This window comes from Lysinibacillus cavernae (genome assembly GCF_009724685.1).
In the GTDB taxonomy this organism is placed as follows: domain Bacteria; phylum Bacillota; class Bacilli; order Bacillales_A; family Planococcaceae; genus Lysinibacillus; species Lysinibacillus cavernae.
Genome location: NZ_WMEF01000010.1, coordinates 37,684 through 53,382 on the forward strand (window position 1 = coordinate 37,684; position 15,699 = coordinate 53,382).

The 15,699-nt window shown below is 36.9% G+C and carries 12 protein-coding genes; 2 read left to right on the top strand and 10 right to left on the bottom strand.

The genetic code is table 11. The annotated features are described in order from the left end of the window. Nucleotides 1-155 precede the first annotated feature (155 nt). The 6 genes from GJU32_RS17570 to GJU32_RS17595 form a co-directional block, all read right to left on the bottom strand. A complete protein-coding gene (locus GJU32_RS17570) occupies nt 156-2,279 on the bottom strand; it encodes a heavy metal translocating P-type ATPase (protein ID WP_155593224.1) in 2,124 nt (707 codons plus the stop codon). Beyond that, nucleotides 2,260-2,631, bottom strand: a complete 372-nt coding sequence (locus GJU32_RS17575) for an ArsR/SmtB family transcription factor (protein ID WP_155593225.1) — start codon at nt 2,629-2,631, stop codon at nt 2,260-2,262. Before GJU32_RS17575 ends, GJU32_RS17570 begins: the two co-directional genes overlap by 20 nt. Before the next feature lie 146 nt (nt 2,632-2,777). Next, nucleotides 2,778-5,147, bottom strand: coding sequence for a penicillin acylase family protein (locus GJU32_RS17580; protein ID WP_155593226.1), 2,370 nt, complete (start codon nt 5,145-5,147; stop codon nt 2,778-2,780). 365 nt (nt 5,148-5,512) lie between these two features. Next, on the bottom strand, nt 5,513-6,268 hold the full coding sequence (locus tag GJU32_RS17585) for an exodeoxyribonuclease III (protein ID WP_155593227.1): 756 nt from the start codon (nt 6,266-6,268) through the stop codon (nt 5,513-5,515). 54 nt (nt 6,269-6,322) lie between these two features. Then, the gene (gene murB / locus GJU32_RS17590; protein ID WP_155593228.1) at nt 6,323-7,237 is read right to left on the bottom strand and encodes a UDP-N-acetylmuramate dehydrogenase; all 915 of its coding nucleotides are present in this window, start codon (nt 7,235-7,237) and stop codon (nt 6,323-6,325) included. A 214-nt stretch (nt 7,238-7,451) separates the two neighbouring features. Next, on the bottom strand, nt 7,452-7,757 hold the full coding sequence (locus GJU32_RS17595; protein ID WP_036119224.1) for a winged helix-turn-helix transcriptional regulator: 306 nt from the start codon (nt 7,755-7,757) through the stop codon (nt 7,452-7,454). A 364-nt stretch (nt 7,758-8,121) separates the two neighbouring features. Here GJU32_RS17595 and GJU32_RS17600 point away from each other — a divergent pair, with 364 nt between their 5' ends. Further along, the gene (locus GJU32_RS17600; RefSeq protein ID WP_155593229.1) at nt 8,122-8,649 is read left to right on the top strand and encodes a YceI family protein; all 528 of its coding nucleotides are present in this window, start codon (nt 8,122-8,124) and stop codon (nt 8,647-8,649) included. 173 nt (nt 8,650-8,822) lie between these two features. Here GJU32_RS17600 and GJU32_RS17610 read toward each other — a convergent pair whose 3' ends face one another. The 3 genes from GJU32_RS17610 to GJU32_RS17620 form a co-directional block, all read right to left on the bottom strand. After that, nucleotides 8,823-11,177, bottom strand: coding sequence for a bifunctional 2',3'-cyclic-nucleotide 2'-phosphodiesterase/3'-nucleotidase (locus tag GJU32_RS17610; protein WP_155593230.1), 2,355 nt, complete (start codon nt 11,175-11,177; stop codon nt 8,823-8,825). Nucleotides 11,178-11,479: 302 nt separating this feature from the next. Further along, nucleotides 11,480-12,106 carry an FMN-dependent NADH-azoreductase gene (locus tag GJU32_RS17615; RefSeq protein ID WP_155593231.1) on the bottom strand — a complete coding sequence of 209 codons (627 nt, stop codon included), beginning with the start codon at nt 12,104-12,106 and terminating at the stop codon, nt 11,480-11,482. 197 nt (nt 12,107-12,303) lie between these two features. After that, nucleotides 12,304-13,011 (bottom strand): DsbA family oxidoreductase, encoded by a 708-nt coding sequence (locus GJU32_RS17620; protein ID WP_155593232.1) that lies wholly within the window; start codon nt 13,009-13,011, stop codon nt 12,304-12,306. A 125-nt stretch (nt 13,012-13,136) separates the two neighbouring features. Between GJU32_RS17620 and GJU32_RS17625 the strand changes: the two genes are divergently transcribed. After that, the gene (locus GJU32_RS17625) at nt 13,137-14,516 is read left to right on the top strand and encodes an FAD-dependent oxidoreductase (RefSeq protein ID WP_155593233.1); all 1,380 of its coding nucleotides are present in this window, start codon (nt 13,137-13,139) and stop codon (nt 14,514-14,516) included. A 161-nt stretch (nt 14,517-14,677) separates the two neighbouring features. Here the strand turns inward: GJU32_RS17625 and GJU32_RS17630 are convergent, their stop codons facing one another. Then, nucleotides 14,678-15,604, bottom strand: a complete 927-nt coding sequence (locus tag GJU32_RS17630) for a manganese-dependent inorganic pyrophosphatase (protein ID WP_155593234.1) — start codon at nt 15,602-15,604, stop codon at nt 14,678-14,680. Nucleotides 15,605-15,699: the final 95 nt, after the last annotated feature.

The following is a 15,699-nucleotide window of genomic DNA, read 5'->3' on the forward strand; positions in this document are numbered from 1 at the left end:
TCATTTATATTTAATTGTTACATTACTCCTGAAACTATAATAGCCTTAAAAAAAGTCTTTTTCAAGAATCACTAGTAGCATCTATTCGCATAAAATACATAGTGTCAAAGTAAGATTAATTTCCTACTTATTGCTATCGAAACACACCATACTTACTACTTTTTTGCTCTTATTAGTCTTAATGAATTAAAAACAACTAATAACGTAGCGCCCATATCCGCAAAAATTGCTATCCATAATGTTAACCAGCCTGGAATTACAAGCAACAACGCAATTAATTTTAAAGCTAGGGCAAATATAATATTCTCTTTAATGATGCGTAATGTTTTTCTGCTTAAGCCAATTGTGTATGGCAGCTTTGTTAAATCGTCACCCATTAAAGCAATATCGGCTGTCTCAAGAGCTGCATCCGTTCCTGCCCCACCCATCGCAATTCCAACATTAGCAGTAGCTAGTGCTGGTGCATCGTTTACACCATCTCCAACCATTACTACAGCGCCAAACTGTGCACGTAAATCTTTAATCGCCATTAATTTTTCCTCTGGTAATAAACCAGCGCGCACATCTGTCAACTTTAATGAAGTAGCAATGGCTTGTGCAGTAGGCTCTGCATCACCTGTTAACATCACCATATGTTTTACTTTTAGGGCATTTAATTTATGCAATACGTCCTTACTTTCATGACGCAATTGATCAGCAATCCCAATTAGCCCAATAAGTTGGTTATTCGAAACAGCTGCTATCACTGTTTTACCCTGTTCTTGTAATTTCTTAACCTGTTTCTCTAAATTTTTATCTACAGTAGCTAATGTGGCAACCCATTTCATGCTACCTACATAAATAATTTGATTGTCAACTGTAGCATAGGCACCCTTGCCTGTAACTGATTGAAAATCTGTCGGCACTAGCTCTGATAAATTTTTATCGTGCAATCTATTCAAAATAGCTTTAGCCAAAGGATGTTGGGACTGTTTTTCTACTGCTGCAACTAGTTGCAACACATAGTCTTCTGACCATTCGTCAGTTGTCACAATATCTGTTACTGCAGGTTGCCCTTTTGTTAACGTACCTGTTTTATCAAAGGCCACAGCTTCAATATGTCCTAATTGCTCTAAATGTACACCGCCTTTAATTAGTACACCGTGCCTTGCAGCATTTCCAATGGCTGTTACAATAGCAACTGGTGTTGAGACAACAAGTGCACAAGGACAACCTACAACTAAAACAGCTAAACCTTGGTAAATCCAGTGCTGCCAATCACCTACAAATAAAGGTGGAATAACAGCTACTAAAAAAGCAATGATCATAATGGCTGGTGTGTAATATTTAGCAAAGCGATCAACAAATTGCTGAGAAGGAGCTTTTTCAGCCTGTGCTTCTTCTACAAGATGAATAATTTTGGCAATGGTTGTGTCTTCTACACGCTTTGTTACACGCACTTCAAGTGCGCCTTCTTCATTTAGCGTACCTGCAAAAACTTCATCATTCACTGTTTTATTAACTGGAATCGACTCACCTGTAATGGCGGCCTGATTTACCGCAGACAATCCGCTAATGACAATACCATCCATGGCAATCTTTTGCCCAGGTTTTACAATTAAAATATCTCCTATTGCAATTTCCTCCGTCGGTAGCTCAAGTTCATGGAAATGTTCACCATGGGCTCTTTTGATAATAGCTGTTGGCGGAGCTATATCCATTAATTGACGGATTGATTGACGCGCCTTTTCCATTGAATACGCTTCAAGTGCCTCACTTACAGCAAATAAAAATACTACAACGGCTGCTTCTTCCCATTCACCAATAATAGCAGCTCCAATGATGGCGATGGTCATAAGTGTCTTCATATCAAATTCAAAGCGAGTTAAATTACGGAACCCCGTTTTAAAAATACCGATACCGCCCACTAAGATGGCTATGATGAACATGGCTATCGGTAACGGATTCGATTCCCCACGCATACCCACAAATAGATAGCCTAGAATGACAAAGAACAAAGATATTCCCGCTAGAACATTTTCCTTTTTACGGTAAAATGGTGTTGCATTTTCAAATGTTCTTGCTGCTGATTGGGTAACCTTAATTCCATCAAAGGCACCTGCTTCTTCAATTTGATCTACACTAATAGCGCCAATTACAGTGATTTTAGAAGCACCAAAGTTTACTTGTGCATCCTGTACCTCAGGTATAGCCTTTACATTTTTCTCAAACTTTGCGGCACAGCTGGCGCAGGATAAATTTTGTAGCCTGTATTCTTGTTTAGTTGGTGTCGCTGCCATTAGCAATCCCCTCTTTCGCATGTTCATAGGCAATTGTTACAATTTGGTATACATGCTCATCCGCTAAAGAATAATACATCTGCTTCCCTTTACGGTGTGATTTCGCTAAATTATTATCTTTTAAATAACGTAAATGATGTGATGCTGTGGCAACTGATGAACCGATAACAGAAGCAACATCACAAACACATAATTCATCTTCTACTGTTAAGGCATAGGCAATTTTAAGCCTCGTTTCATCCGATAATGCTTTTAAAAATTTTGCTACCCCTGATAAATCTGGCATTTGTTGTTGTACCTTTGTGACCGCTTCTTCATGTACATGTGTCACCTCACATATTTCTTTTGGCATTTTCTCACCTCATTCAAATATTCGTTTGATTGTAATCAATGTAACATATTATTCCATCATATTCAAACGAATATTTGAATGTTAATGATGTATATCTCTTTTATGCAAAAAAATTAGCGCACTTAATATGTACGCTAATCTTTTAATTACTTTGCTTTTAATAGTAATGTTTTCCCTACTATCTCTTCCTTGTTTACATACGTTTGGTGGTAATCACCATTAGCCCAATCATGTACTTGATCTTGATACCATTCTGACTTTACATGACCACTTTGACCTGGACCTACAATATGATAAGCCGAGCTTAAATCACCTACATCCACCACAAAACGCCAAGATGCACCGTGATTTACATTACCCGCTAAATCATTGTCTGCTGCTTGCACTGTCACCTTCGATCCGCCAACAGGAATCTTTTTAGCGTTAAAGTATGAAGCAAGAATTGGTGAGGCACTACCTAATGAATGATCAAAAGTAAGCTGATGGAAATCACCCCATTGCCATTTTGATGCATTTTTGCCGAATTGATTTTCTAATTGTGCTACTGTGAGCTCAAGTGCCTTGAAAACGGTTGCATCAACGCCACCCTGCTCATTAATCCAAATACTTTTTTCCCCTGTATATGCTGTCCGTAAAAGCTCGTCTGTAATATTAAATTTACCATACATGATATTATAAATATCTTCTGGCATTTCATCCTTAAATAATACTTCCTGTATTTTAATCATCAATGTATGGAAGACAAGGGGTGCACTCGATTCCTTCGCATCCACCATATCCCAATCCTCTAGCATTGCAATAATCTCTTCATACTGACCATCCTGATCCTTTGCTTTTATTGATGTTAATAGATTTGGTAGGAACTCTCTGGCATAAAGGTTATGCTGATCCATTTGCAAAGCCATCATATCTTCTACTGTAATAGAATCATTTGCCTCTAGTACTTCTTTAATCCTCTCAAACCGATATGGTTGCGCCCAGAAGTTCGTTATATGATAAGGATATTCCTCACCTATTACTTGGTTATTGGCCGTTGCAATAAATCCTTCTTTTGGATTTACTACAGTCGGTAGTTCATCCCAAGGAATAAAGCCTTCCCAACCATAATCGCTAGAATCACCCGGAACCGGTAGTTGACCGTCCCCTTGCTTGCGAATAGGTATTTGTCCATTTGCTTTATAGGCAATCGTACCGTCCTTTGATGCAAAGACAAAGTTTTGAGCTGGTGCCTTAAAATCTTCAAGTGCTTTTTCAAAGTCATCCCAAGATTTCGCCTTATTAAATCCAAGTACTGCTCTTAGTTCTGCTGTAGATTGTAATGCCGTCCATTGCATCGAAAAATGTGCTGTTGGCTCAGTTTCTTTGAATGTTAAATCTGTCATAATAGGGCCGTGACGTGTGACAAAGACTTCAAAATCTATCGTTTCTCCATCCTTCACCTTTATAGATTCATCACGTACCTCTGCTTGCTCCCACTTACCATCGTAACGGAATTGTGTTGGATCCTCTGGATTAGGTATTTCAATATATAAATCCTGTACATCAGGACCCACATTTGTAACACCCCAGGCAATTTCATCGTTATGGCCTAAAATTATTCCTGGAATCCCTGCAAAAATAACACCACTGACATTTTGTTGTGGTGATTGCAGATGCATTTGATACCAAATTGAAGGTGTACTTAACCCTAGATGCGGGTCATCTGCTAAAATAGGTCTTCCCGATTTTGTTTTATCTCCAGACACAACCCAGTTATTACTACCATTAAATTCATTTGGTAATAACTCTGCATTGAATTGCCCTTCCATTGCTACAGGATTTTTAATATTAGCCTCGATAATCGATGAAGCATTTTCAGGATACTTGATAAATAACTCTTTTGCTTTTTCTTCTTCAAAGTTTTGTAAAGCCCAATGTCGGAAGGCTAATGTATTCCAATTCCCTCCTAAATCATAAGCCATATACTTACCAATTGTTAAAGAATCAACAACTGTCCACTCCTCTGGCTCATAGCCTAACAAAGCAAATTCATAACTCAATGTTTTATTTTCCTTAGACTGCTCAATAAAAGCATTTACCCCTTCAGCATACCATTGGAGCACTTGCTTACTTTCTTCATCATAGGCAGCTAATGATTTTTCAGCTGCATCTCGTAAGCTAAATGTTCGGAAGTGTTTGTCCGTGTCAATCGTGGCTTCCCCAATAATTTCAGATAGTCGACCACTTGCCTGCCTTCTTGCTAAATCCATTTGAAACAGTCGATCTTGTGCTTGTACATAACCCTGTGCACGATACAAATCGGCATCTGTCTTTGCGAAGATATGAGGAACCCCTTTATCATCCCTTGTAACCGTCACATCCTGATCCAGAATAGAGACAGCTAACTCACCATCAATCACTGGCTTTGATTTATTCATAAACCAAGTAAATCCAATAAAAGCTACGATAGCTAAAGCAATCAGTACCCCAGCAATGACACTGAGCCACTTTTTCCATTTAAACTTTCTCTTTCCCACTTAATAACCCCCTCTTTGCACTATATTCTTGTACTACCTTCCCAAACTCTTAAAATCTGTTTTTAAGAGCAATTTTTTTAGCGAATTTCTGTATTTTATGTAAAAAAATTATCTGTATATACAAAATTTTGAATCTATTCGCTACTAGCATAGTATAAACAATATGAAATATGAAGGCTACTGAGCACACGTTGAGTAATCGTATTTCATATAGAAAATGAGATTCTATTTGATCGGGTTCTCCCATTTTGAGCGAAGCCCCTTTGCTTTGCAGAACGATCCTATTTTTGATTAGACACCTTTAAGACATTTGCTGAATCAAAATAAAAAATCGTATTTCTAACTGGAAAATACGATTTTTAGTACTAGACATGTAATTGTAATTCAATCGGACAATGGTCGCTGCCCATGACGTGTGGGTGAATTGTTGCGCTATCAATTTGATTCTTCAATTGATCAGACACAATAAAGTAATCAATACGCCAACCAATATTTCGCTCACGTACTTTATTCATATAGGACCACCATGTGTAATGGTCTGTTTCACCAGGATGTTGATATCTGAAGGAATCTACAAAACCGCTTGCCAATAGCTCTGAAAATTTCTCACGCTCCTCATATGTAAATCCAGAATTCCCTAAATTAGACTTTGCATTTTTTAAATCAATTTCAGTGTGTGCAACATTCAAGTCACCACAATAGACAACAGGCTTCTTACTGTTCAGTTCTCGTAAATAACTTGCCAAACGATCCTCCCATTCTAATCGTAGTGGTAGTCTTGCTAAATCACGCTGTGAATTTGGCGTATAAACATTCACTAAATAGAAATCTTGATATTCTAATGTAATGATTCTGCCTTCATCCTGATAATCTTCATCTCCAACTCCATACTTAACAGATAATGGTGTATGCTTTGTGAAAATTGCAGTTCCTGAATAACCTTTTTTCTGTGCATAATTCCAATATTGCTCATATCCTTCAAGTGGAAGCTCTACTTGTCCAGCTTGACATTTTGTTTCTTGGATACAGAAAAAATCAGCTTCCACCTGATTAAAGAACTCTAAAAAACCTTTACCTAAGCATGCTCGTATGCCATTAACATTCCATGATATAAATTTCATCTCATTCCTCACTCCTAAAAAAAACGCCCTTCGACTTAAGCGAAGGGCTTCCTATTATAGATCGTCACCAACAATTTTAACTTCAGTTTCTAATTCAATGCCAAATTTATCTTTTACAATACGTTGTACCATTTGGATTGTCTCAATATAGTCAGAAGCAGTAGCATTCCCTTTATTGACAATAAAACCTGCATGCTTGGTAGAGACTTCTGCACCACCTACACCTTTGCCTTGTAAACCACTATCTTGTATAAGTTTCCCTGCAAAATGACCTGGTGGTCGTTTGAAAACACTCCCAGCGGATGGATATTCTAAAGGTTGCTTTGATTCACGTTGAAATGTTAAATCAACAATCTTTGCATCAATTTCTTCTTGCACTCCTACCGCTAATTGAAATTCAGAAGACAATACATAATAACCTTTTTTGGCAATTATGCTTTGACGGTAACCAAGTTCAAGCTCTTCTTTCGATAATAGTAAAATGTCTCCTTCTCTCGTTAACACCTTAGATGAAACAATAATATCTTTAATCTCGCCACCGTAAGCACCTGCGTTCATAGCCATTGCTCCGCCAATTGACCCAGGAATACCGCATGCAAATTCAAAACCTGTTAAAGACGCTTTCGCCGATAGCTTCGAGACATCCTTGATAAGCGCACCACTTTGTGCGTAAACATACTCATTATTAATACGAATCTCATCTAAGCGTGAAAATGTGACAACGATTCCTCTATGACCGCCATCGCGTACAACCATATTAGAGCCGTTACCTAACATTAATAAAGGAATATTATTTATATATGCATAGCGAATAACGGATGCTGCCTCTTCTTCCGTTTCAGGGAGAACAAAAACATCTGCTTTGCCACCTAATTTTGTCATCGTGTACTGCTGTAATGATTCATCTAATTTTATATTGGCAGGATTAATGCTCTTTGCTAAATCCATCGCCCATTGTTCTTTTGTCATGAGAGCTAATTCCTTTCTAACGTCCTTCTTACTCTACACCAGTATGGATTTAGAACCCCAATTTGACAAGTAAAATGAAGGGTATTTTTATCTCACATTATAAGACAGGTCAGACCTGTGCAGAGATGATGAATATTATAAAGAAAATTGACAGTCATTCCAAGTGTCGTTTTTGGTACAATATTTAGTTGAGTGTTGAAACAATCAGTTCACTTTAGAGCCAACTACTTGCCCACGTTTCAATATTACGGATAGCACCTTCTAGTGCTCGACCTTTATCTGTTAATGAATATTCAACACGTACTGGAACTTCAGAATATACTTTTCGTTCAACAAGCCCCTCTTTTTCAAGCTCCTTTAAACGTTCTGATAATAAACGCCCACTGACAGGTAATGCAGATTCAATTTCATTAAAACGCTGTGGCCCATCTAGTAATTGATATAATATTAACCCCGTCCATCGTTTCCCTATTAAATCCATTGCTTTTGCTAAACGAGGACACAAAGTTGTCTCATTCATAATTTTTCACCTCTATGTAACTATTGTAACGACTATTGTAGTAAATGTAAATTTGAAGTAACTTATTTACGTAAAATAATTAATTAACTTTTTTATACCTAATTACTAAAAGTAACTTATAATTTCACTTTTTTCATATTATAGGCGAAACATTTGATATGAGCGCAGCAAGATTTGTTATGTTAAGCGATACCACACTCCTCTTAATAAAATGCACTTGTTCCCAATTATATGACTACCTGTATTTATATACGTTTTGTTAAATGTTCACAGATTCCACTTTTATATTTAAGAAACACTCATTGAATATGGTATTTATTTACTTTATCATTCGTTGTAGAATGCTGATTTAGGGGGTTTTCAAATGAATAAATACACTATTGATTTCAGTCATTCAATCATTGGCTTCTCTGTACGACATATGATGATTTCCCGAATCCATGGTACATTTGAATCGTACAACGCTGAAATAGTTGCGGCCAATATTGAACAAATGAAAGATACACACATTTCTTTTACCATTGCAGTGGCTAGTGTCTCCACCAAAAATCATGATCGTGATGTACACCTCGTGTCTCCAGATTTTTTTGATGCAGATATCTATCCAAAAATAGTATTTACCTCTACATCTATTGATCATCTAGATGATCAAAATTTTGCAATTCATGGGGATTTAACCATCAAAAACATAACAAGGCCTATCGTATTTAAAACAGTATATACAGGGAACGGTGTCAATCCATGGGCACAAGAAGTATTTGGATTCCAGGCAAAGGCACAAATTGATCGTCGAGATTTTAATTTAGTCTATAATACACTTTTAGAAACTGGCGGAGTATTAATTAGTGACGAAATAGACATTGTGATAGGTCTCGAATTAAACCCTCTTTAAGTGTGTAGATTCTTGGCAAGGTGCATATACTTCGAACAAGTGGAGAGCGTCATGAACTAAAAATGAATGGCCTTGACTATGGTCAACTAGTAACCTATCAAGGCGCACGGTATCATTAAACCGACATAAAAAGGAGAGTAACGAATAAATCGTACTCTCCTTAAAATTTATCTTTATTTAATTAAATATTTAGCAAATCCAGCTTCTGTATCTTCTAAAAATTCGATACCACTACCTGCAGGAATAAATTTTTGTGCATCTTTTGCAGAAAGGTAAATAACCTTTGTATTTGCTGGGAACTGCACAAATGACCAGTTATTATCAGCAGCAGGGTTAATTTTTTTATTAGCCGTAATATAATCAACAACAGCCTGACGATTTTCATAAGCATAGTTTGTTACATTAGAGCCGTCAGTATTTTTGAATGTAGCCCCATATGATCCACCAACACGGTAATTGTTTGTAATGATGATGAATTCTTGTTTTAAATCAATTGGTTTACCATTAAACTGAACATTTTTAATACGGTTTGCCTTTTCATCAACAAGATTACCACGACGGTCATATTTTGCTGGTGATGTTACATCAATTTGATACGTTAAGCCATCTAACACGTCAAAATTGTAAGAACGTGCTTCCGGATCAATAATATTTTGTTCTTCTTTTTTATTAGAATCAATCGTTGCAAAAATACCTGCAGCCATCTCTAACCATTCAATTGCTTGAGCACCATTCACTTTAATTGTTGCTACAGTATTGTCATAATGATAGATGTCTGCCATATTTTTAATTGCTAGTGGCCCCACAGGAATGTTTGTATAATCAAGTGGGTTATTTCGAGAACCTGCTTTGAAAGGTGCCCCAGCAGAAAGAAGAGGTGTCTTTTCATCAGCAGTACCCTTCAGTTCTTGCTCAATAAACCATTTTTGTGCTTGCGTTACGATTTGAATAGAAGGGTCATCTTGAACCATTGAGAAATAGCTATGAATTGGTGCAGTTGTTTCACCAACAGGTTGACGAATATAAGTTAAAGTACCTTCGTGTGCTTCTTTAATAGCCTCTAACACTGTTTTAGATGGTTGTAAGCTTTCTTGCTTGATAGATTGTAATGAACCTTTTCCATCTACCACAGCCCACTCTGATCCTTGCTGTTCTAGTTTTAGATCAATTACACCAAGGTGGCTACCATAGCTACCTGCCATAACAGTAGGAACACCATGAATTGTCCCCTTATCTTGATCTACATCCTTTAAATCCTTATAGTCACCAGGGAATGTTAAATGCGAGTGTCCTGTAATTAATGCGTCGATACCTTCAATTTCTGCCAATTGATAGCCAACGTTTTCAGCACCCTTCACATAAGTATCTTCACCAATCCCTGAATGTGAAAGGACAACTATTACGTCTGCCCCTGCCTTCTGCATTTCTGGTACTACCTCTTTTACTGCTTCGACTGGCTCTTGCATTTCAACTTTACCTGCTAAATGAATGGCATCCCATTCAACAATCTTCGTTGGGACGATTCCCGTTACACCAACTTTAAGTGTATGTTTCTTTCCTGTATTGTCTACCACTTCTTTATCAAGAATGACATACGGTTTGTACATACGCTCTTTTGTTTTTGCATCGTACGTATTAGCATTTACGACTGGATATTTTGCATCGTTTAACACTTCATCTAAAAATTCAAGACCATAGTTAAATTCATGGTTTCCTAAAGTTCCACCATCATATTTTAGTGCATTAAGTGCTGCAATAGCTGGATGAACCTCACCTGGCTTTAATACATTTTCTAATGCTTTATAAGAGCCAAGTGGGGTACCTTGAATTAAATCCCCATTATCAAATAGTAATGTATTTGGATTTTTAGCACGTGCCTGTTCAATTAATGTAGCTGTATTAGCTAAACCAACCTCAGAGGATTGCGCATCTAAATAGTAATTGTAATTTGCTAAATTTGTATGGATATCCGTTGTCCCCAAAATTTGAAGATCTACTGATACTCCACTTGAAGGTTCTTTGTATTCTGACACAAAACGCTCAACAATACTTTCCATTTGTTCTTTCGTCACATAATCACGAGGGCGAATTGTGTTATCCTCAAATGCTTGCAGAATATTTGCTGCAACAGCGTTTGCTAAATCTTGTTTATAAGCCTCAGCAATTTGATCTGCGTCTTTAAATTGATCTAAAGCAGAAAGGGAAGCGTTTTCACTAACTAGCCCACGAGCAGATATAACAAATGCTTGTTGACGTGTTAGTTTATCGTTTGGACCAAATGTAGTGGCTGTTTTCCCTTTAATAAGATTTAATTGTACGGCCTTTTCTACATAAGGTGCTAAATCCTTAGAGACATCGGTAAATGAAAGGGAAGAACCGTCACCCACCTCTACTTCTAAGCTTTTTACTAATTCTTTTACATAATCTGCGCGTGTCACATCATTGGAAGCAGCATTAGCAGAGAATGGTATAAACGCGAATAGAACTAGTAACATCGCTAAGAAATTAGTTATTAATTTCTTATTCATACAACAACCTCCTTAATAATCTATTATTTTCCTACAAATCCTATTATATTAAACTAATTCTGTTTTTTACTGAACAAATAGTCCTGATTATATGTATTTTTAAAAGAATGGGTAATTACTTTCCTTAGAAATCATAGATTAATACCATTTTAATTTCTAACTCTAAACAAGATGTTAGTATATGTAAATTCAAAATAATTAATTAATATCAATATGTCCGACCTCCATATCACAACATACATCTATTCACAAAATAAAAAAGCCCTCCCAAATTTGAGAGGACTTTTAGTAAAAAATAATTTTTATGCATTTACAGTTTGTAATGATTGAGCCACGTTTTTAACTTCTACTAGGCCATTTGCAATAATTTCTTGAGCTTTATCAGGTGATGCATTGTGACCTTCAATAATTACTTCTTCGATAATTTCAATACCGAATACGCCACCTACTACGTTTTTAATGTAGTTTACTGACATTTCCATTGGCTGTGCTTCTGGTGATGAATAGTAGCCACCGCGAGCATTTAAAATAATCGCTTTTTTATCAGTCATTAAGCTAATTAATTGACCATTTTCACCGTATTTGAATGTGAACCCCGCTTGGTATACATAGTCAATAAATGTTTGTAATGGTGCTGGAATTGTTAAGTTCCAAAGTGGGAATGCAAATACTACTAAATCAGCTGCAGTTAAAGCGTCCATTGTCTTTTGTTTAGCAGCTAAAATACGTGACTCAATGTCTGTTAACTCGCCACCATTTTGTACTTTACCAAATGCGTTGAAAAGGTCTTGTCCGAAATAAGGCATATCTTCGGCAAAAACGTCAAAAGTTGTAACGTTTACACCTTGTACATTCTCCATGAATGTGTCATACATTTTTGTTGAAATACCGTCTGGACGGTTGTTAGCTTTTACTACTAAAACGTTCATTTTATAAATTCTCCCTTAAACTTCATATTCTAATATCTCGAATTCGAGATATGTGTTTATCTTAAAAAATTTCACCTTAAATGTCAACGCTACTTTTCTCAGACTTTTGACTGAACTATTATGGTAATATTCTTTCACCTATCTAAAAGATAGGGGCTCATAGCTTCAAGCCCCTTAGTAGTGGCGTAATGTAATTGCTAAAATTTACAGTTATCGTCTGTACAAACACCAGCGTTCTCCGAGCCAACCATCTCTAACTTCGGATGTAAACCCTCTTCCTCAGCTACTTTACGTAGTGTTTCTTCAAATACCTCTTGTGGCTGTGCACCTGAAATACCGTATTTGCGGTTCAAGACAAAAAACGGTACCCCTCGAACTCCAAGCTGTAGTCCTTCTTGAATGTCCGTTTCCACATCGTTTTTATAATCATCATCTGCAAGAATCTTTGCAACTTCCTCACGTTGTAGCCCTACTTGTTGTGCTATCTCCAATAGTACCTCTTCTTGTCCAATACGTTTTCCTTCAATAAAATGACTGTGTAAAAGTGCTTCCACAAGTGCTGTAACATCTCCCTGTTGTTCAGCCCATTTTACAAGTCGATGTGCTTTTAATGTGTTCTCTTCCATTAAATTGCTAAAATCGTAGTTTAAGCCTACTTCTTTTGCACGCGCCGTTACGCCCAATGTCATTTCCTTAGCTTTCTCTAAAGACATACCATATTTCTTTGCTAATGATTCATACACACTAACATTAGAATCTACCGGCGTAGTTGGATCTAGTTGATAGCTTTTATAGACAAGCTCCACCTGACCACTAAAGCCAGTATCTTCAATAGCTTTCTCTAATTGTTTTTTACCAATATAACAAAATGGACATACATAATCAGACCAAATTTCAATTTTCATTACTTACACACTCCTTTTGCTACATTGTAGCGATAGATTAAATCATAGGGCAATTTTTATGCCTCATTGCATAAATTTTCAAGCCTTTCTACATACTGAACATAAAAACAATGTGAGGTTTATATATGACACAATCTCTGTGGCTCGCAACAAACGAGTCAGTCTCGCTATCTTCACTTACTTCCTCAATAACTTGCGATGTGTGCATTATCGGTGGAGGCTTAACTGGTTTATATACAGCCTACACTTTAGCTAAAGCAGGTGTTGATGTAGTTCTACTTGAGGCGAATACCCATTTTGGTCACGGTACGACTGGGCACTCAACAGGAAAACTAACAGCTCAACATAGTATTGTATATGCTAATCTTTTAGAAAAATTATCCGTTGACGAAGCACAGCTTTATTATCAACTCAATCAGCAAGCCATTGATAAAGCTAGACAATTACTTCCTCAAAACAGTGTACGGCAAGTAGATTCACTACTATACTGTCAGACTAAAGAGGGCTATGCACAATTATTGAAAGAATGGAATGCTTATAAGGTTTTAAATATTAAATCAAAAATCACTTCTGACACTGAGTTACCATTTCCTATCACAAAAGCATTATGTATGTCTCAACAAGCTCAAATAAATCCTGTAGAGGTTAGTAATTTCCTTGCCAAAGAGGCACAAGCGATGGGTGCAAGACTTTATGCCAATACTCGTGTTCAGCAATTAAACATACCACAAAATAACTTACATACCGAAAAAAACATGTCGGTTCAATACAATAAGCTAATTTTGTGCTCGCATTATCCAATTGAGGCGTTTAAAGGATTAAAGCTTTTTAAACTGTCCAATAGCCGCTCTTATATGGTAGCTAGTAAAATTACGGAGACGATGCAAGGTCAATATTTATCAGTTGACTTTCCTTCTCGTTCGATTCGTACTGCTACAATTAACAACGAAAATTATTTAGTATTGGGCGGAGCGAATCACATTGCGGGGGAAACAGTTAATACTGAGCCATATTATGAAGCGATATCCAATGAAATGAAGGAACACTTTGAACAGCAGCCACTTTATCGATGGTCTGCACAGGATATTGAAACACCTGACATCGTTCCTTACGTAGGGAGAATTACAAACTCTTTACCAAACGTACTTATTGCCACTGGCTACCGTAAATGGGGAATCTCCAATTCCTTTGTTGCAGGTGACATTTTATCCTCTCTTATTACTGGAGCAAGGAGTGAAGATGGCGCTATTGCACTTTACTCACCATCACGTACAAAATTCGGTGCCCAATTCATGCAAATGCTCAAAGTAGGTGGTTTTGTCGCAAAGGAATATATAGCTGGTTATATGAGAAATTCTACTGCACCAACCTGTACCCATTTAGGCTGTAAAACGAAATGGAATGACGCTGATGAAACATGGGATTGTCCTTGCCATGGTTCCCGCTTTAATGCTAAGGGAGAGGTTCTTGAAGGCCCTGCAGTTCAACCTTTAAAGCTCGATTAAAAAAGAGGCTGGGACAAAAAGAAAAAATGTTAGACCGATTGTATTTCGGTCTAACACTTTTTTGATTTAGGAAGGAACACTCTATTCATTGAAGCAAAAAAGTTATTATCTGTTTTCGCTATTTTTCAAAATAGTCGAGTTCTGTCCCAGCCTCTTTCAAATTATTTTAGTGCTTCTGTTAATATTGGTACAATTTGTTTTTTTCGAGAAACTACGCCTGGTAATACAACACGGTTGTTGATAAGCTCAGCACCAAACCCTTTTGCCGCAGCTTCTGCTACTTGTCCAATAGCAACAGCTGTTGAATCATTATTTAGAATATCTGTCACTACGAAGAAGAATAAATCTAAGCCGTTTTCTGCAACATTTTTATTTAATATGATTTCTAATTCCTCTTGACGATTAAGTACATCGTTAATATCTACAGCATTAACTTGCGCTACAACAGATTTATACTCACCAAATTGGAACTCTTTCGCATCTAACGATAATAGATCTTCTAGTGATTTATCAGATAGGTCTGCACCTGCTTTTAGCATTGCTAATCCATATTCTGCAGCATCTACACCTGCAATTTTTGCTAGCTCTTCGCCAGCTTTTACATCTTGTTCTGTACAAGTTGGTGATTTGAAAAGTAATGTATCAGAAACAATTGCTGATAACATTAAACCAGCAATATTTGCAGGTATTTCTACACTATTTTCCTTGAAGATTTTGTTTAGAATTGTAGCTGTACAGCCCACTGGTTCAGCACGATAGTATAGTGGATCAGCTGTTTGGAAATTTGCAATACGGTGGTGGTCGATTACCTCTGTAATTTGTACTTCCTTAATACCATCAGCGGATTGCTGGAATTCATTGTGGTCAACAAGTATTACCTTGTCCGCTTCCCCTACTACAGTTGAGATTAGTCGAGGCGCTTCAAAACCAAATTTATCTAATGCAAATTGCGTTTCATTATTAACATCTCCAAGACGCACAGCCTCAGCTTCTTCACCAATTTGTTGTTTTAAATAGGCATATACAATAGCAGACGTGATTGTGTCTGTATCTGGGTTTTTATGTCCAAAAACTAATACTTTACTCATTGAATTAATTCCTCCTAAAATGGCACTTACATTTGTATTTTATTTTATCATACCTTATGGCCTTACAAGTGAAAAAGTGAAACTTTGGATCAATG